Below are 17620 nucleotides of genomic sequence, written 5' to 3' on the forward strand. Positions count from 1 at the left end.
AGAGGATCACATGATCCTCTTTTTATTTTCTACTAAAATTCTAGTTACTTAAGGCTGATACAGCTCTAATACAACACGAATCAGCGTATCTCCTTGTTCAGATTCAATCTGGAACAATCCTCCCATGCGCTCAACCCGCATTTTCATGCTGCGCATTCCAATACTCAGGCCATTTTTTTGCACCATGTCAGCATCGAAACCGATGCCATTATCCTGAATGCTTAAAGTAAGCTGATGTGGCTGGGAATATTCCAGACTGACTTTTACCTGACTGGCCTGACTATGCTTAATGATATTGGTCAGACTTTCTTCGACTACTCGGATCAAGGTCAAACACTGTAATGCCGTCGGTTCACGCTGCCAGACTTTTGGAAATGACCATTCAACTACAATCCCCATTTCTTCCATCAGCTGGGTAAAACGATAACGTACCGGTGCGATCCAGAGTACCGGCGTTTGTGGGACTTTATTTTCAATAGATGAACCACTGTCAATGATTTGTCTGAGATCATCTCTGAGCAGTTTCAGCATGGAAAGAAACTGCTGTTTAGAAACTGTTTCGCTACTTTGATCCACCAGAATCATGGAACGGACAATAGACCCTCCCAACCCGTCATGCAGTTCATGTGACAGATTAATCCGTTCTTGCAGACGAACATTCGTCAGCTCCAGTTGATGTTTATCGCTCAGGCTTTTATTCAGGTCGGCACTGACCTGCTGAACTTTACGTTCTAACTGGGTATTAAATTTTTCGATTTTCCTGACATTACGATTCAAGCGTGTGCCCATAATCAGCACGACAAACAGGGTAATAATCGGTGAGGTATAGGGGGATAAAGGTGAAAATTCATTGACCTGGGTTTGGTTCAACATGATCAGGTCGATGACTACACACAGCAAAATCCCCCAGAGACACAGCGTCAGGAAAAGATATTCTCCATTTCGGGTTTTGATGGCCTGATAGCTGACATATACAGTACAACTAATAAAGAGCAATACATAGATGATAAACACTCCGCCCAGTACCTGCTCCAGATAATCCAAGGAACTGATCATAACCAGTAAGCTGGACAGAACGCTGACCAGAATAAATCCTCGCTCCAACTGCTTAAATTTCTGTTTTACAAAGCGGATCAGATACAGACAAAAACAATGGATATAGGCAATAAAAAAAAGCATATTGGCTTTAGCTGCCGAAATCGTGGAGTGAAATGGAAAATTTTCTGTAGTCAAGACATTGGAAATAAACAGAATCCACAACAGTGAACTGAGTGCCAGCCAGCCAAAAGTGGTTTCTGAACGCCGGAATAACCAGATAATGAAACAGATCAGCCCAATCGTGGCAGAGAAAATCATATTGATCTGGAATACGGTACGGCGATCCCAGATTTTTTCCAAATACTGCTGGCTATTCACCAACACATTATTAAACTGAATATTGCCCAGGCCCGCGCTTTGGAAACTGTAGCCATTTACATAAATCAGGATTTCATTACTGTCTTTACGCAAACCGCTAATCGGGAAAACCCAGTAACGCGGCATATTCCAGCTTTTCGACAAGGGCTCTTGCAAGTTCCGGTCAGACCAAAGCAAGTCACCATTCAGGAACACGGCACCTGCCGAATTAATATAATCAATAGAAAAGGCAACCGGTTCTGCAAGACGAATATTGTCCTGACATGACCAACGCCAGACAATCTTGTACCAGGCACCCCCATGATAATTCTTCCAGTTATTCTGCCAGTTATCCGGCAAACGTACGCTTTGCCAGCCCGATGTCGGCATCTCGGTAGGACCCTGAGCCTGAACCTTCTGAATATATTCGATCTTCACCTGACAAAGATCATTAATCTGAAAATGGTTTTGTGCCTGACTGATACTACAGAACAAGCAAAGCCAGCTGCACAGGACAAAAACACCGATCCATTTCAGTCGCTGCCGTTTGCTGCTTCTGGAACAGGCAGATGACATTACAGAATTCCCAGATGCCGTGCGGTACTGACCGCCTTGGTACGTTTACTGACCGAGAGTTTGCGGTAAATATGCTTGATATGACTTTCGACGGTATAGCGTGATACACAGAGCTGCTCGGCAATTTCACGATTACTCAGACCTTGCGCAACCAAGGACAGGATTTCCTGCTCCCGCTGTGTGAGCGTTTCCTGATCCGCAGCTGGCCTGTTCTGTTCTACTGTTCCTGAAATGGTGGGAATAGAAATCTGTTTTAAAATTTCACGGGCAACAAAGGGATCAATCGGTGCACCGCCACGCAAAATACTGCGAATAGCCAAGGCGACTTCAACATCATCCCGTTCTTTCAGCACATAACCGGTCGCACCGGCCTGAATTGCCCTAAACAGGCTATCTTGGGTACTCCAGGCAGACACCACCAGAATCAACGCTTGTGCGTCCTGTTCGCGGATTTTTTCAATAATTGAAATCCCACTTCCATCTGGTAAACCCAAATCTACTAAGGCCAGTGCAATCGGCTGTTGCTGCAAAACGGCATATGCTTCTTTCACCGTATTGGCAAATAACAGAACGTCATCCTGATAACCTAGATTGCTTAATATGATTTTTAAACGGCGCTGGATGACATATTCATCTTCAACGATTAATACTGGTACTGGCAAGACTGCCTCCGATGCTGTCATAAGCACGCCCCTTATATTTATTTTTATATATCCCCTTTAAGATTAAAATATAAACAAAATCACACTAAAAATCATGATTTATTTATTTTTTATTATCTGAAGTTTTAAGCAGCGAGAAACGCTTACGCCCGTTTTCCATATCATAGACATAAAAAATGCCATCTGTTTAGCAGATGGCAGTTCAAGATAGAAAATCTTTTGAAGTTATACGAGCTGTCTACTTTAAGCAGTACCGTATTGCTGTTTTAAATATTTCACAATCTCAGCCGATTCAAACATTTTGGTATCTGTATTTGGATCGACCAGATAGGGAAGCTGAATATTATTTCCCATCATTTCAAACAAATGTTCACGCTTACCGCCTGGTAGTGGTTCATATTTTCCCGGTTTTAAACGCAATTTGGCCGGTCCATAATCTTGCCAGCGCTCTTTAGCGACATTATGAAAAACAAACGGCACTTCCAGTTCACTCAAAACGGCGCGTACAATTCGGGTATAAGGACTGGCCTCAAAGCCCCATAATTCTAATAACAGTTCAGGTGTTGGCCGATCCTTAATCTTGGGATTCACCATTCCGCCGCGTAAACCATTGAGGACGGTTCCCGCAATTGCAGCCACTGGAATTTTAGGATAGTGAGCATATTTCTTGGGAGTTTTGCCGGTTTTGCCATAATGCTTGAACAGATGATCGATAATATCCTGAGACTCATAGAGTCGATCACCGGTATTTTCATCAACTAAAAAAGGAAATTGCAGTTTTCCACCCAATTGCTGCACCTCAGGACGGAAATGAGTACCCCCTCGTGGACATGGATAAACTTCATAATCCAGATTTAGCAAGGTCATGACTTCACGCACCCGACGACAAAATGGTGAACCCTCGTATTCATAGAGCTTCAAGGCTTTTTCAGGCTGATTTGGAAACGGTGTACCCACCATCCCACGTCCACCTTCAGCGATTGAAGAGGCCAAAGCTTGTACAACTTTAATTTGATGACTCAACATAGTATTTTCCTATTTTTGTTTTATATGAATGAAAGACAGAATCTAGGCATCCTGTCTTTCAGGGTACAGATAAGTTTTGTTGTTATTCTTTCATGCAGAAATGCAGATTCCGGCCGATTAAGCCACTAATGCTGTTTTAGACACCACAATACCATTATTGTCTGCATAGACATACTCGCCTGCATTAAACGTGACACCACCAAAACAGAGAGAGATATCAACTTCACCCACACCCTTGCGGTTGCTCTTTTGCGGAATAGCCGCCAATGCATGCACACCAAGATCAAGTTCAGCAATCGCATCGACATCACGAACGCAACCATAAATAATTACGCCATTCCAGTGATTTTTTACCGCTGATTCTGCAATCAGGTCACCCATCAAGGCACAGCGCATGGATGCACCGCCATCTACGACCAGGACCTTGCCTGTTCCATCTGTGGCCAACAACTCTTTCACCCGCGAGTTATCTTCAAAACATTTTACTGTCACAATCTGACCGCCAAAGGTTTTGCGCGCCCCATAACTCTTAAAAAATTTACCGTCCAGGCAAGGTGTCACCACCTGAAGCTCTAATTCTGGATGATCATCTAACAAGTCACAGGTAACAAATGCTGCTGTAGACACGGTGTTTTCCCCTCATTTCATTTTTTGTATGCGTAAATTATCATAAATTTCAAATTTTACCGTCTGAGTTAGCGCGGCCTCGACCATAGTATGAGCCACCTGCTCGGCTGTCACTGGCTTATACGCAAAACTATCCGGAATAAAACGCGATACTTTGTGGTAAACCTGCTGCGCGATATCTTCCAAAAAACGCTGCTCTGGACGTTCACCAATGAGCAATGAAGGTCGAATCAAACTGATTCTGTCCAAGGACAATGTTTGTATATATTCTTCCAGTTCACCTTTGACCCGATTATAGTAAAAATGCGATTGGGAATCGGCACCCATTGCGCTTAGCAAAAGATAATGGGCTGAGGTTTGCTGTAACAGCTCTGCAAAGTGAGCATTTATGGTATAGTCAATACTATAAAATGCCTGTTTGGATCCGGCTTTTTTCATGGTGCTGCCCAGGCAGCTAAAACCATGGCTATGCTTGCTGACATCCTGATCATTCAACATCAGGAAATCTTCCAGTACCAGTTGTTGAACTTTATCCAAAGCATCCAGATCATTTTGATGTTTTCTGACCACTGCAGTAATCTGCTGGCAAGTCGGCTCATCTTGCAAACGTTTTATCAGTTGTTTTCCCACCAAGCCAGTGGCACCTATCACGATGGGATGAGTCAGTGATTTAGTCATTTTTTATACGATCTCCTGGGTGGAATACTAATCTAACGTTTTCTTTAGAATTTTTCTGCATCTAAAATGTTGTCAAAGCATGTCAAGACTTGACTTCGGTGCTTAGTTTAATCAAAATATGGCACTTGTTTACGGGCTGGTGATAATTCCTCTGATGTTGGTTTTCAGTTGAGTTTCAGCCCGCCCAGACCAATCTATTTCAAGGAGTGCACGAGTGGCAAACTCTGCTCAAGCTAAAAAACGTGCTCGTCAAAACGTTAAAGCACGCAAACACAACGCAAGCTTGCGTTCTATGGTTCGTACCTATCTTAAACGTACATTAGCTGCTATCAGCACTAATGACTATGCAGTTGCTACTGAAGCGTACAAATCGCTTGTTCCAGTAATCGACCGTATGGCTGACAAAGGCATCATCCATAAAAACAAAGCAGCTCGTCATAAGAGCCGCTTGAACGCGCAAGTTAAAGCACTAGCTTCTAACTAATCGCAAATGAAAAAAGCCCTTTTTAGGGCTTTTTTTGTGTCTGGAATTTGAAGAAACTAAAAAATATAATGACTCATTCAGAAAAATAATTTGTTTAGACAGCACTCATCCAGTCAATGCGATACTGTGAGATAAAAACCTGAATCTCCCTCTCTTTTAGATTATTGATCTTTATCCATAGAGGATGGCGAAGTGGTTTTATCCTGTTTCGTATTGTCAGTGTCCCGCTTTTGACATGCGGTTAAACCCAAAATCGCGATCAGGCTAAAAATTGTGATAACTTTCATAATTTTCCTCAAGATGAATATTTCTATATTTATTAAGCATAGATAATTTTTATACTTACATTATTGAATTTTCACCCTATAAATGTAAAAGGTGCAGTTTAAAATTTATTTTTATCGTTTTAGCCTGAACTTTATTGAATGATCAATATGAAACGCCCCACCATCTTTATAATTTCTAACTCCCCAATAAAAAACTCAATTGCTGTGAACAATTGAGTTTTGAATAGATCAATTTAATTTAAGAAAGTTGGGAACGTTTAAAATCAGCAATATCCAGTTCATGTACCTGACCGCGCCAGATCCATTTCAGTTTGGACTCCAAAAACACATCACCTTCAAACCAGACAAACAGACCTTCCATCATTTTTGGCCAGTCTTCCCGACTGACGTCTTGACGCCCTGACATCACTGCAATCATCGCTGCGAGAATAGTATCGTGGCTGACAGCCAAACTCAGCCCATATTTATTTTGTGGATGGGTGTTGTAAATCAGTTCCAGTACATCCACCACGCCATGAATCGGCTGTTTCATCCCAGGCAAGGCATTATTGACAAAACTGTTAATAAAACCGAGTGCACCCTGCTTGGCAAAATAAGGCCCAGCTTTTTGAATATCCAGCACAAAGCTGCCAGGCTCCATCAGAAGTCCCTGTTCAATAATTTCAATACGATGGGTATTCTGCTCAGGGGTAACCGCATCTGCCCCTTCAATCATCAATGCAGCGGTATCAATACACCGCTGGATCGGACTTGAAATACAGTGATGAATCACACGATCAGTTTGATCAGCCAGATAAGCACCCCATTCCTGCGCCAGATCCCGCCCCTGATTGGTCAGTTGCAGATCATAGCCTGCCAAACCTTGACCCGGAACCTCTTCACGAATCGAATGCCGTGTAAATAAGGTGACAGGCGTCTGTACATCGGGCAATAAATCAATTGCACTCAACATACTCGGTGGAAGCAGTTTCAGGGACACGTTACAGCCAACTCTGGATTTGGTAATAGGTTAAGCACCACTATAACACGCTCAGAATTTTGCTCAATGCTCGGCCTGCATGTCAGAAACCGCCTGCAATGCAATAATTTTCATATCATTATTCTTATAAGCAATGAATCCGCCATTCAGCAAAGTATCCCGATGATTATAAATAAATGGGCGACCTTCTAAATCGACCAAGCCACCCCCAATCCGTTCGAGCATACATTGACCAGCGCTGGTATCCCATTCCGAGGTCGGATGAAAACGTGGATAGATATCCACCTGATCTTCCAGCATCATGCAAAATTTATAAGCGCTGCCCGCTTTAAATTCAGTGTAGTCCGTGAGCTTGGCCAAACTTTGCAAATATTCGAGATATTTCGGTTTCTGCTGGCTACTTTGGCTCAACCCTACGGCAATCGTTTTATTAATCGAAGGCTTTGCATAGGCAAACCATGTTCTAGTTTGAATATTATATTTATAAGGCAAGCCCTGCTCAGGACAGAAATAAATCAGTTGCTGCTCCGGAACCGCCAATATGGCAAAAGTGGTTAAACTGCCTCTGACCAGACTTAAATTAATGGTGAATTCGGGGCGCTGGTGCAAAAACTCTTTAGTGCCATCTAACGGATCCAGTAACCAGAATTCTGACCATGAGCGGCGTTCATGTTCCTGTCCTTCTTCAGACAATAAAGGCAAGCTTGAAATCTCTGCCAAAACCTGGGTCAGATAAGTATTGACCCGAAAATCTGCCTGAGTCACCGGAGAATTATCATTTTTTTTGATGACATCAAAAGCCGCACCAGAACAATAACGCTGATATTCTTCTCGCAAAATTTCACAGGCTTGTGTCAAAATGGGCACAAACTGCAAAATCATTGGATCTTGTGGTGCTGCTGTTGCTTTAAACATAGAAAACCTAAATATGTCAAAATGCTCTGAAAAACCTACCATATTTTCGATATGGATGGTGAGTTTTATAAGCTACTAATTTAAATAATATTTATTTTAAAAATTATTTAAATCATATTTTTATGTACACATTCTTGTACACATTCAAATATATGCCTTGTTTCAGTATAAGCAAAAAATCCAGTAGAGAGGAAAGAGTTAATGAAATTTTCGGACTTCGATTTAAATAATCTGCCTAAACCACTAACTGATGAAAAACTAACACAGCAATTAATTCCTGCTCGCTTTATTCCGGAAAAGCCAGAGGAGCTTAAGGATAAGAATGTAGTCTATGTTTTCGATAGTTCGGACTCATTCAATTTAACTTATGATGAATTGGTCGAGATCGTGGGCAAGGCGAGAAAGGCAGGGCCTAGAATGATCCCAGTATTGGGAACAATAGGATAAATTAAAGCCCTCACTTAGAGGGCTTTTCTATAATTGAAATAACAGCTTTATGCCTGGACTGACAATCAATATATTTCCGCCGGTCATCAACCATCACCTGCAGTACTTCTTTTGCTTGGCCAGACTTCAATTCTAACAACTCTGGACAAGGCGTTTTAAGATTGGCCGGTATTACCAGCTTCGTTGATGAGGCGCACCCCGTCGTCATCAAAGCAACTAGTGTGGATATAAACAGGACGTTCCACGATCTTTTGCACTTCACGTGTAATAACTTCGGTTTTGACGCGCTCAACTTCTTTTGATTCTTCATATTGTTCACCTGCTTTGTTGGCCAGCTTCTGTGCTTCCTTTTCAGCATCAAGATAAGGTTTAAGTTTTTTATTGATTTTGTCCTGGCATGTCGTTTCAGCTTTGCGCAAATCACCGGCTAAACGATTGGCCTGAAATAGCTGGCAGACAATTACAATGCAAAGCACCACAATCAGAGACCAGCGTTTGTTATTCCAGATCAGCAATAAAAGTGGCATCTAGTTCACTCCCATGCATTTGTTGTAGCGCTCAACCTGTCGAGTCCATACGCCATAGCAATTGTTAGAACGAATGCTGCAGTCACGTTTGGCCACATACTTCCATTTCAAAAGTGATTTACACGCCTGGATATATTCACGCGCTTTCAAATGGCGCAGCATTGAAGATCCAGACCATGCACCAGTTCCGTACTGGTAGGTGAAATCTAAGTACAGGTCATATTCAGGTTGAGAGATTGGAATATTCAGAACAGTTTTATTGAAGCGCTGAGCATCTTTATTCATATGTAATTTGAGATATTCAAATGCCTGCTTTCGGCCAATCGCTGGATCAGTCATTTTGACGCGCACACCATTTGGATAGACCGTTGTGCCGTGGCCAATAGTCGGCACATCGCCTTTTACCGGGATCACTGGCTTGGATGTATAGCCTTCTTTTATTGCAGTAGCTTGCACCTGTTCTTCACTTGGACCAGTGATCCACATCCCAGCGGCAAGCACCAGAGAAGAACCAAGAACATAATATTTAGTCTTGTTTGACATCGTAGTATTTCTCCCATTGCTCTACTTTTAGTTTGTGAATCTCATCGGCTCGCTTGTTCTCAAGTCGCTTGTAGTACCAGTTCACAGCAAAGCCACCCAGTGCAATAGCGATACCGAGCCAAGCCAGAACATCGATTGAAGCAAGGTATGCCAAAAAACCAGAAGCAGCCCCCGCATATGTTGTTTTTGATGCAGCGGAAGAAACGGTTGCTGCCATCTCCATTACTGCTGATTTCTGATCGGACATGCCGCCCCCATTATTTTTGACATTAAAAAACCCTAATCTAATTAAAGATCAGGGTTGATGGAGGTTTGTTGGGTAGTAAAAGTCATTTAACTTTTATCACTACTCAGCAATGCTTCAGCTGTACTCTTACCAGCAGCACCTAAGACAAAACCAAATAGCTCAGGGTACTTGCCATTAGCAAGAAATAAGCTTGCTGGCTCAGCAAAGACCACACATAAAATGAAGCCAGCAAAGAATCCTATCCAGCGATCCCGAGCCGGCTCCTTACTTAATAGAAAGCCAAAAGTTGCACCCAGCACACCCGTAAAAAGGATGTGTGAATGGTTCTTTATGCTTTCCAATACTTGACTAAGAAAGTCCATATACATCCCCTTTAGCCATACACCCCCCTATAAAATTGGCATTAAAAAAGAGCCTTTCGGCTCTGGTGGTGGATCAGTTGTGTAATCGGACATGCCGCCCCCATTATTTTTGACATTAAAAAACCCTAATCTAATTAAAGATCAGGGTTGATGGTTTGTTGATTAATCAAGCATAGACTTCACAGACCAGCGCTCCACAATCCACACCCACACCTTTAACTCGCCCTTGATGATGATATGGCGTGCCAAGCCAAGTCATGGCTTCAGCAACGGCTTCGAGGTTTTTCATTACAAATCTCTCAGAAATGCAGACATTTTTTTAGCAATCCTCTCCATAGCTAGAGCACTTGGATGCAAGCCGTCTGGTGCTGTTCCGCTTACATTGCTCGTCATAATATTGATATTTTTTTCATTGATCCCTGACTGCTTATACAGATCAAGATATGGGATTGAATAATATTCACAGACTTCACGTACAGCTTGACAATACTGCTCTAACCTAAATCCTTTCGCATTTGGAGAACGCATCCCCATGCCGCTTGAAACAGGTGGTGTGATGATGAAAGCAATTTTCGCAAGCGGATATTTTGTTATGAGCCCTTCAATAATCGTTTTTAGTGCACCGTAAACTGTATCAATAGATGTGTCACCCATAATTCCTAGCACTGTACCTGTGTTAGAACCATAGCTATAACCAAAATCATTTACGCCACCCCACACTGTGATCAAATCTGCTGTTGCATCCATGCCTTCATAACGAACAGACATAGCTGTTGTGTCTGATGTTGTCTTTCTAGCAAGTGTTGTACCGCCAACACCAAAGTTCACATATGATGCTAAACCCAATTCAGATACAACATGAGGCTGATACCAGCCACGTGCTGTGATACTGTCCCCTAGCGTGAGCCATTTTTTTCCGAGCCATTGGCTTGCAGCACCACCACTTCCAACTAAAGCGAGTGTTTCGATAGACAAATGACTAGGTTTAATGATCTGATCACTTATATCAATTGAATTTCTTACAAAAGCACCTTCAAGGCTCGTTAGTTTTATCCAATTTATGTTAGGTAAATTATTAATCTCAGCACCATTATTCGATTGCTTAGTTGTGAATTTTACATATCCTGCTTGTGTTACAGTTATTTCAGCAGTTGACCAAGTGCCTGTTGAAGAAATAAAGTCTTGATTTTCGTCATACCAGAATGGGCAATATAAATATTGTGAGTTGGTTAACATAAATTTATCGCCAACATTAACTTTTATGAAGTCAGTACGATGAACATTTGTTGAAGTGACCCCGCCATTTAAGCCCGTCAAAGAGTCAATATTTCCTACAAACTTTTCGAACTCATTTACTTCTATATTTCTGCTAATTAAGCGTTCTGAAATATCATCAGATAAGTGATTTGTGGAAATTAATTTATCTGCAATATGTTTTCTTTGCTTCACGAAAGTTACGTCATTTGATTGGATAACAGCCCAATCACATACAGTCTGATTAATTAATCCAGTATCAACACGTTTAAATGCGAGTCGTACAAAACCTTTTTGAGCAGCTGTAAATTTTGAAGATGTGGTCAGCCAATTGTTTGGTGATGATATAAATACTTTGTTTTCATCATAAAAAGCATGATTGTAGAGATAATCATTGCTTCGTAGTTCGATAACATCGCCAGCATTAACGCTAATATAATCTGTTCTTTTGTGTGTATCTGTACTTGTATTTGCGTCAAGACCACCTGATTGAATATATCCGCGAACTAATCCAAAATTACTCAACTCACCTGTAAGTTGATCGTAATTGATTAGTGCGGTGTGAACATACGTTTTTGCCTGCGTCAATGGATCATAAGCACTTTTTGTCAGTGTTGTGCCGTTCCATTGATATGTGCCATTTTTGGTTGGGTCGGGATCATTTGTTACATCAACCACTGTATTTGCAGTTAATGTGGATTGATCTGCTTGAGCTAAGGCAAGAGTTGTGTATGCTTTACGACCACCAGCAAATGATGAGAATGTATCATTAACATAGTCTAGGTCAGCTTTTGGACTAATTAAATTATTAACTTCTTCTTGCGTATATGTTTGATCTTTTGGATAAACATCTGATGCACCCACTTTAAGACCTAATTGCTCGTCGAGATATTGACGTTCTTCTGCAAACTGATCTGCAATTTCCTCAAGATGCGCTTGAATGCTTTTTCCATCACGCGCAAATACCACACCTGCGATGACACCCGCAAATACATTGGGATCAGTAGCAGAGTAAAGCGTATCTGCATAACCTTTTAATGCATCAAATATCTGCTTTTCGCGCACCTGTGCCAGTTCGTCATAATTAAAATCATGAGTGCGGCGCCATTCAATTTCCTGCTTCAGACGTGCGAGAATTTTTGCATCTACCAGATTAGATTCTTGTAGTACCAGCCAGATTTTATCCAGGTCAAAGTTAATAGTTTCTGGTCGGAATGAATTGTCATAACTTTTAAAGTTAGTCTCGCGATCCAACTGAGTATCACGGGTTAATTCAACCAGATCACCTTCGTTTGGTGGCGTACTGAAAACCACAGAATCTCCAACGATGCTATACGCACCTACTAGTGGAATTTCTTTATTCACCATGACGACCAAATCCTTTGGATCTGGTAGATAGAACGTGATCTCAAATGAGTTATTTGAACCCGTTGCTCGATATTCCTTGTATGGAACTTGTTCAGGTACAGACATAATGCCCCCTAATTTTCAAAGTCTAGAGTGGCTTCAATTACGCCACCGCTTGTTCTCCAATTAGGGCCTTCATTGACCTCATTATTTCTGTGTATTTTGCCTACGCGTTCCGGCTGGTCTACGATTGCACCTGCTGCTGAGTCCATGTAATCGTCTGGTTGATTGGCTACGGCTGGATTCCACTCACGCATCTGTTTCGCTGCTGGTGCGTCTTCTTCGCTGCCATCTGGATTGGCGACAACAAGTACAGAAATATGTGCCCAAAGTAGACCAGACATAAGTGGCCCTTCAAAACTTTCAAGAATGCGCTTATTCTTATTCTGTGATGCATGCCGTTCTTCTACACCACAACGAAGTTTTCGCTTCTTCAGTGCGGCTTTAAGTGATGAACCGGCAAAGCCACCAATACCATTGGTCTCAATCACAATCTTCGGAATATGAAATTCCTCAATCAGATCGCAAAGCTGCCATACCTGACCGCCAATAATTTCACCATTTTCATTGGTAATAATATCGGGACCAGTCAAGGCAATGGATCTGTGCCAGTACTTGTTCCCCAGGTCGTCATGCAGCACCAATGCAGTGGATGAAATATCCGATTTAAGTTTTCCGGATGATGGGTCCCACTTAGCAGACATGCCGACAATACGGCGTTCACCCAGCATCATGAAGTATTCACCATTGGCGCGTTTAAGCACTGGTTCACAGTCATAGGCCAGAATTTTGTCTGGATCAAGACGCACATCACCAATAGGTTTGGCATGCATCTGATATTGCGAATCCCACTCATTCAGGGTTTTACATTCTTCGCGCCGGAACTCCATTTCTTCCGGTGTAAATCGTTCTTCCCAAAGACCTTCAGAATAAAAATCGACAACATAATTTGATTCAAGGAATGTAATTTCCCAGACATTTTTTAGCTTTCGACATTCATAGTGTTCACCTTTATGCAGGTACTTTGCACCAACGCCGATGCCAGAGAAGCCGTGAACAGGATTAAAATCAAGTAAAACCTTCTGGCCTTTCTGCGTATCCTCAAAACGTTTTTCATGTTCAAACATTTTGAGGATTAATTTATCTACCTTTCTTTGCTTTTTGATCTTTTCATAGAGGGAATCATGGGTGTGCGGTGTGCCGATCCAAAGCTTTTTTGCACCTGGTATGGCAATGTGTGTCTGCTCAGATAGTTTTTTCGGTAGCTTTTCACGTTGCTCCGGATTTGCTGTAGTCTGCGGTGTCTCAACGTCATCATTTTGAATGAAGTGCGCACGGTGACCAGTTACACCAGACAGAATCCCTTTGGCCAACATGGTGCCGTATCGAACATCTAACGTGCCATTTACAAACCAGCGTTCAATCTCACCCTGACGGATACTGACATTGTGATTATCAATACACAGTGGATGCTTTTCTAGTACATCACGTGTACCCTTTGAACACTTATATGCATCTGAATCAGTTGTTCCTTGGTGCAGAATTTGTGTGTGTGGCCAGCAGTAAATTACCCAGGCGTTAAACACGTCCAGAATGCTTGATTTGGAATGCCCACGCGGAAGCATAAGCAAGCCTGTACGACCCTTAAGATAGAATGCCTCAAGGAAAATACAGACCTGAACATGGAATAGCGGAACCTTCCAGCCTTGCAGCTCAGCCCAAAGCAGAAAGAACGCTAAGAATGAAATCTTTGGTTTGGTCATTAGCTAAGGCGTTGTTTAAGTTTTGCGGCTGCTTCTTCGGCTTTTTTAATCAGTTGCTGTTCGTATTTCTCCTGTGTTGCTGCTGTTGCGCTAATTGGTGGAACCTTGCCAGATTTCACATCAAGTACACGTTGCAGGGTCGCCATAACGCCAGCCTGATTTTTGACGATGCCATACAAAAAAGATTTATCCCCACGGCCTACTTTTGTTTTGATATCAGTATCAATAGCAGCTTCCGCAGTACTTACCATGTCGTCTGCAATTTCTTCTGAAAGTAATTTGATTCGTTCTACTTGGTCATCACGCATAAAAAAATCCCCCGTATATAAGCCATATATACAGGGGGCTTGATTGGGCTTAATTGGGTGTCCTACTTACTCCACGACACGATCAAAATCAGGCATCTGAATATCACCAACATCATCACCCCAGAAGCGCGTCCGGTCGTGCTCACGCTCTGCTTTCCGCAATAATTTTTCACGATAACCCGGTGCAATCATGTCCTGCATTTCATCAAAGACTAGGCGATTAGTCGCGGCTTTGGTGTACCATAAGTTTTGCGCAGGGATCTTGTTCTTGAGTAAGCGGAATGCTTCATTTGCTGCATTGGTGTCCTTGTCATCGTAGTACTGCGTCAGGTTGCCTACAGTCAAACCGAGCACAGCTTTAACGTCTGATCCCAATGGACCTACCATAAAGTCCGAGGTACTACGCCCTGAAGTATCCGTACCCGCCACCAGAATATCACCAAGGATGGATAAGCCACCGCCTTGAACTGCTGAACGTGTCCAGAAATTCATTGTCTTTTGCGGATCATCACTATCCCACATAGTTGAAGGATCGTTACCGTTGGCCAACTCTTTAAGCTGTACAGCCAGTGCGCCAAGTAGTGTGGTCATGGCAAATAATGAAACACCATAAGCCGCTTTTCCTTTCACACCATCCTGTGCCATTGCGCGTGATCCATGGCGCATCAAGAATGCTGCTGGGAATGATTTAAATTGAAGCATGGATTTGACCAGCTCACCCATACCTGTGCCTTTTCGTTGCCCTGCACTCATCCAAGTACGTTCACGCAATCCAGCTTCAACCACGGCCATTCCCTGTTCATCCAGTAAGTGTTCCTGAAATTGTGTGGCCACTTCGTCACGCACCTTTTGTGGGTCGCCAAACCTAGTTAAATCACTATCTGGAATTTCATAGATAGAACGTGCAGACATTAACTGGTTGCCCTTACGATCCATCACCGGATCAGCCAGGCGCATGACTTCCCAAGCACGTTCATTTAGTCCGGTTTTTTCCATAAGCTCCCGATCCATTGCGTCCAGATCGGCCCATGCTTTAGAGCGGGTCAAAGTGCCGTATTTATGCATAAGCATCTTGGTAAAACCAACTTTTGACGCTGCTGTCAGTGCATTTAGGCCAGAAACACGCATAACCTGTGAAGCAATACCACTGGATACCCGAGCCAGTTTCTGTGACTTGCCATGCACTGAGGTCAATCCATCATCTGACCAACGAGCAATACTGCCGAGCATTTCATCCGTGGCCAGACCTAAGCTGTGTGCCAGCTCCCGATCTTCTTTATTTGCCGGATTAAGCTGTGAAATCAGCTCACCAAAAGTTTTACGGTAAGCAATGCCATGGATCGATGCGGTCTTTGCAATCATAGCCTGATCGGTGACGGATGAAATTGTGGTACCACCCAGCATGGATGCCACGTTCATAGAACGGTATGCCAGACCTAAATTCGCCAGCACTTCGGATTGTGGTGTATTCTGCCCTGAGAACTCATCAAACATGGTCTGTGCACGTTTACGGCTCTTGCCTGTATCGTTTGCATCAATGCCTTTTTGCCAGTCCTTTTGCTCTGCTGCATCCATCAATATGCGCATGGCATTTTTAGGACTACTGCCAAGATTTTCCACCATAGCAATATCTTTAGATAAGCCATTAATATGCGCTTCCACCAGGTCTACAAACGGCATGCCACCGAACTCAGCCTGATATTCCATCCACGATTTAGCATCTTTAAAATGCAATACCCGGCTTTCAGAATGACGACTGGTAACTTTAGAATTACCGCCAAAGGACTGACGGCCAATTTCAGTTTTATTGGCACCGTTGCTGCTCAATGTGTCAAATGAATATTCAAGCAGCTCACGGATCTCTTGCTGTGAATAGTACGTGCCATCCTCATGCACATATTTTGAAGTGTCAATTAAGCCTTCTGCCTTTTGAACCCATGCCTGTTTGCCGGCTAATACAATCTTTTCTAAGCTATGTGTCTGCGGCAATCCCCAATCATCCAGCTTGCCAATATCACCGCCGGCACGGTTAAAGCGTTCGCGCATGCCTTCAAAGACTTCGCCCATCTTGTCGCTGATCTTCTTGGCCAATGGGTCGCCAGTGCTGTCATTGAATCGTTCACGGACAATTTTCTGCACCAGTTCTGCATCGGTAAAGACACCTAGAGCACCTTTCACATTGGTATAGAAGTCCACCAGCTCACCACGGTAAATGGCTGCAATCGCGCGGGATTTAGAATCAATTGACTGAACACCCGACATATCACCATGCGCTGCAACCATGCGATCCACCACTTCACTGGCTGATAGTGTCGGATGATCCAGCAAGGCAAGGTTTTTGTTCTGAGTGAGAATGTCACGCGCTGCAATGGCATGCTTTCGTTTTAATTGCGCCTGAATATCTTCTGCGACAAATTCACCGGCTTTCACCAATTTTTCAGCATCGGATAAATTGCGCCAGTTCTGAATATCCTGCTTGGCCAAAGACTTCATTGCATCTTTAATGCGGTTTTCAATGTCGGTTGCTTCTTGCTGGTTTAGTGTGGCCTTGCCGAGTGCTTTTGCTACGGCGGCCTTGCATTGTTCTTTCATAATAAAAATGCCCAGATAATTTCTATCATCTGAGCATCTTTTAGAATTGGGTTTGTTGGGTAAAAGAAAATATTTATTAATAAAATACTTCACTTAAAATTTTCTCAACAAACTTTTTAACACCCTCTTTATCTGTATTCTGCGGAAATTCATCATGCTTAAAAGTATAAGATTTTCTAACAGCACCACTAAAGTTAGTAAAAACAGCTCCCTCGTGATTAATAGTTATTTTAACTGAATTATCAAATTCCTCAGCTTCCCGAATCTGCATTAAAATATCTGCGATTAATGAGGCACCATTTGATAATAAATCGGGGTTTTTTTCATAAAAATTATGAACTAAAACTCCTGCAAAGTTTCTTATCGCATGGTCTTTTGTTTGAGTGTTTGAGTGTGTTTTTATGCTTACGCTATTTTGCAACATTACTTCACCTATAAATTAATTGATATGCCTAATATAAACAAACCAAAATTATAATAGCAACAAATATTTTCAATAAGTATATGATTTATAATGTTAATATTCTATTATAACCCTTAT

General features: G+C 42.4%; 20 protein-coding genes. 2 read left to right on the forward strand and 18 right to left on the reverse strand.

What is annotated here, in order from left to right:
- Positions 1-48: 48 nt before the first annotated feature.
- The 5 genes from F890_RS08960 to F890_RS08980 form a co-directional block, all read right to left on the reverse strand.
- Positions 49-1971: a sensor histidine kinase gene (locus tag F890_RS08960; protein WP_004646735.1), complete on the reverse strand. Its 1923-nt coding sequence runs from the start codon at positions 1969-1971 to the stop codon at positions 49-51.
- Entirely contained in the window at positions 1971-2654 is a 684-nt protein-coding gene (locus F890_RS08965) for a response regulator (protein ID WP_004646734.1), read from the reverse strand. Before F890_RS08965 ends, F890_RS08960 begins: the two co-directional genes overlap by 1 nt.
- Positions 2655-2876: 222 nt before the next feature.
- Positions 2877-3659, reverse strand: a complete 783-nt coding sequence (locus F890_RS08970) for a glutathione S-transferase N-terminal domain-containing protein (RefSeq protein ID WP_004646733.1) — start codon at positions 3657-3659, stop codon at positions 2877-2879.
- A gap of 117 nt (positions 3660-3776) precedes the next feature.
- Entirely contained in the window at positions 3777-4286 is a 510-nt protein-coding gene (rraA, locus tag F890_RS08975; RefSeq protein WP_004279866.1) for a ribonuclease E activity regulator RraA, read from the reverse strand.
- Between the two features lie 12 nt (positions 4287-4298).
- Positions 4299-4964, reverse strand: coding sequence for an NAD(P)H-binding protein (locus tag F890_RS08980; protein ID WP_004646732.1), 666 nt, complete (start codon positions 4962-4964; stop codon positions 4299-4301).
- A gap of 214 nt (positions 4965-5178) precedes the next feature.
- Here F890_RS08980 and rpsT point away from each other — a divergent pair, with 214 nt between their 5' ends.
- On the forward strand, positions 5179-5448 hold the full coding sequence (gene rpsT / locus F890_RS08985) for a 30S ribosomal protein S20 (protein ID WP_004279868.1): 270 nt from the start codon (positions 5179-5181) through the stop codon (positions 5446-5448).
- 161 nt (positions 5449-5609) lie between these two features.
- On the opposite strand, the gene F890_RS19240 is transcribed toward rpsT, so the two are convergent.
- The 3 genes from F890_RS19240 to F890_RS08995 all read right to left on the reverse strand — a co-directional run bounded on the left by F890_RS19240 (position 5610) and on the right by F890_RS08995 (position 7629).
- On the reverse strand, positions 5610-5735 hold the full coding sequence (locus F890_RS19240; RefSeq protein WP_004646731.1) for a hypothetical protein: 126 nt from the start codon (positions 5733-5735) through the stop codon (positions 5610-5612).
- A 238-nt stretch (positions 5736-5973) separates the two neighbouring features.
- Positions 5974-6714, reverse strand: coding sequence for a histidine phosphatase family protein (locus F890_RS08990; protein WP_004646730.1), 741 nt, complete (start codon positions 6712-6714; stop codon positions 5974-5976).
- Between the two features lie 63 nt (positions 6715-6777).
- On the reverse strand, positions 6778-7629 hold the full coding sequence (locus F890_RS08995; protein WP_005266511.1) for a 3'(2'),5'-bisphosphate nucleotidase CysQ family protein: 852 nt from the start codon (positions 7627-7629) through the stop codon (positions 6778-6780).
- A gap of 201 nt (positions 7630-7830) precedes the next feature.
- Here F890_RS08995 and F890_RS09000 point away from each other — a divergent pair, with 201 nt between their 5' ends.
- Positions 7831-8076, forward strand: a complete 246-nt coding sequence (locus F890_RS09000; protein WP_005251589.1) for a hypothetical protein — start codon at positions 7831-7833, stop codon at positions 8074-8076.
- Positions 8077-8231: 155 nt separating this feature from the next.
- On the opposite strand, the gene F890_RS09005 is transcribed toward F890_RS09000, so the two are convergent.
- The 10 genes from F890_RS09005 to F890_RS09045 all read right to left on the reverse strand — a co-directional run bounded on the left by F890_RS09005 (position 8232) and on the right by F890_RS09045 (position 17503).
- The gene (locus tag F890_RS09005) at positions 8232-8603 is read right to left on the reverse strand and encodes a hypothetical protein (RefSeq protein ID WP_005266513.1); all 372 of its coding nucleotides are present in this window, start codon (positions 8601-8603) and stop codon (positions 8232-8234) included.
- Entirely contained in the window at positions 8604-9146 is a 543-nt protein-coding gene (locus F890_RS09010) for a glycoside hydrolase family protein (RefSeq protein WP_005266514.1), read from the reverse strand.
- Complete coding sequence (locus F890_RS09015; protein WP_005266516.1) at positions 9130-9393, reverse strand: holin; 264 nt, start codon at positions 9391-9393, stop codon at positions 9130-9132. Before F890_RS09015 ends, F890_RS09010 begins: the two co-directional genes overlap by 17 nt.
- An 86-nt stretch (positions 9394-9479) precedes the next feature.
- Entirely contained in the window at positions 9480-9755 is a 276-nt protein-coding gene (locus F890_RS09020) for a hypothetical protein (protein WP_005266519.1), read from the reverse strand.
- Positions 9756-9921: 166 nt separating this feature from the next.
- Positions 9922-10044 (reverse strand): C40 family peptidase, encoded by a 123-nt coding sequence (locus F890_RS19040; RefSeq protein ID WP_005266520.1) that lies wholly within the window; start codon positions 10042-10044, stop codon positions 9922-9924.
- Complete coding sequence (locus tag F890_RS18140; RefSeq protein WP_005266521.1) at positions 10044-12482, reverse strand: SGNH/GDSL hydrolase family protein; 2439 nt, start codon at positions 12480-12482, stop codon at positions 10044-10046. Before F890_RS18140 ends, F890_RS19040 begins: the two co-directional genes overlap by 1 nt.
- Before the next feature lie 8 nt (positions 12483-12490).
- Positions 12491-14179 carry a phage terminase large subunit gene (terL, locus tag F890_RS09030; RefSeq protein ID WP_005266523.1) on the reverse strand — a complete coding sequence of 563 codons (1689 nt, stop codon included), beginning with the start codon at positions 14177-14179 and terminating at the stop codon, positions 12491-12493.
- A complete protein-coding gene (locus F890_RS09035) occupies positions 14179-14487 on the reverse strand; it encodes a hypothetical protein (protein ID WP_005266525.1) in 309 nt (102 codons plus the stop codon). The genes terL and F890_RS09035 overlap by 1 nt, the downstream gene beginning before the upstream one ends.
- Before the next feature lie 66 nt (positions 14488-14553).
- A complete protein-coding gene (locus F890_RS09040) occupies positions 14554-17079 on the reverse strand; it encodes a hypothetical protein (RefSeq protein ID WP_005266527.1) in 2526 nt (841 codons plus the stop codon).
- Positions 17080-17155: 76 nt separating this feature from the next.
- A complete protein-coding gene (locus F890_RS09045; protein WP_005266533.1) occupies positions 17156-17503 on the reverse strand; it encodes a hypothetical protein in 348 nt (115 codons plus the stop codon).
- Positions 17504-17620 lie beyond the last annotated feature (117 nt).

This window comes from Acinetobacter sp. CIP 64.7, from assembly GCF_000369745.1.
Taxonomy (GTDB): domain Bacteria; phylum Pseudomonadota; class Gammaproteobacteria; order Pseudomonadales; family Moraxellaceae; genus Acinetobacter; species Acinetobacter fasciculus.

Excerpts from the sequence above, each read along its gene's own strand:
- F890_RS08960 (WP_004646735.1), bottom strand. The coding sequence starts at position 1,971 with ATGTCATCTGCCTGTTCCAGAAGCAGCAAACGGCAGCGACTGAAATGG.
- F890_RS08965 (WP_004646734.1), bottom strand. The coding sequence starts at position 2,654 with ATGACAGCATCGGAGGCAGTCTTGCCAGTACCAGTATTAATCGTTGAA.
- F890_RS08970 (WP_004646733.1), bottom strand. The coding sequence starts at position 3,659 with ATGTTGAGTCATCAAATTAAAGTTGTACAAGCTTTGGCCTCTTCAATC.
- F890_RS08980 (WP_004646732.1), bottom strand. The coding sequence starts at position 4,964 with ATGACTAAATCACTGACTCATCCCATCGTGATAGGTGCCACTGGCTTG.
- F890_RS19240 (WP_004646731.1), bottom strand. The coding sequence starts at position 5,735 with ATGAAAGTTATCACAATTTTTAGCCTGATCGCGATTTTGGGTTTAACC.
- F890_RS08995 (WP_005266511.1), bottom strand. The coding sequence starts at position 7,629 with ATGTTTAAAGCAACAGCAGCACCACAAGATCCAATGATTTTGCAGTTT.
- F890_RS09000 (WP_005251589.1), top strand. The coding sequence starts at position 7,831 with ATGAAATTTTCGGACTTCGATTTAAATAATCTGCCTAAACCACTAACT.
- F890_RS09005 (WP_005266513.1), bottom strand. The coding sequence starts at position 8,603 with ATGCCACTTTTATTGCTGATCTGGAATAACAAACGCTGGTCTCTGATT.
- F890_RS09010 (WP_005266514.1), bottom strand. The coding sequence starts at position 9,146 with ATGTCAAACAAGACTAAATATTATGTTCTTGGTTCTTCTCTGGTGCTT.
- F890_RS09015 (WP_005266516.1), bottom strand. The coding sequence starts at position 9,393 with ATGTCCGATCAGAAATCAGCAGTAATGGAGATGGCAGCAACCGTTTCT.
- F890_RS09020 (WP_005266519.1), bottom strand. The coding sequence starts at position 9,755 with ATGGACTTTCTTAGTCAAGTATTGGAAAGCATAAAGAACCATTCACAC.
- F890_RS19040 (WP_005266520.1), bottom strand. The coding sequence starts at position 10,044 with ATGAAAAACCTCGAAGCCGTTGCTGAAGCCATGACTTGGCTTGGCACG.
- F890_RS18140 (WP_005266521.1), bottom strand. The coding sequence starts at position 12,482 with ATGTCTGTACCTGAACAAGTTCCATACAAGGAATATCGAGCAACGGGT.
- terL (WP_005266523.1), bottom strand. The coding sequence starts at position 14,179 with ATGACCAAACCAAAGATTTCATTCTTAGCGTTCTTTCTGCTTTGGGCT.
- F890_RS09035 (WP_005266525.1), bottom strand. The coding sequence starts at position 14,487 with ATGCGTGATGACCAAGTAGAACGAATCAAATTACTTTCAGAAGAAATT.
- F890_RS09040 (WP_005266527.1), bottom strand. The coding sequence starts at position 17,079 with ATGAAAGAACAATGCAAGGCCGCCGTAGCAAAAGCACTCGGCAAGGCC.
- F890_RS09045 (WP_005266533.1), bottom strand. The coding sequence starts at position 17,503 with ATGTTGCAAAATAGCGTAAGCATAAAAACACACTCAAACACTCAAACA.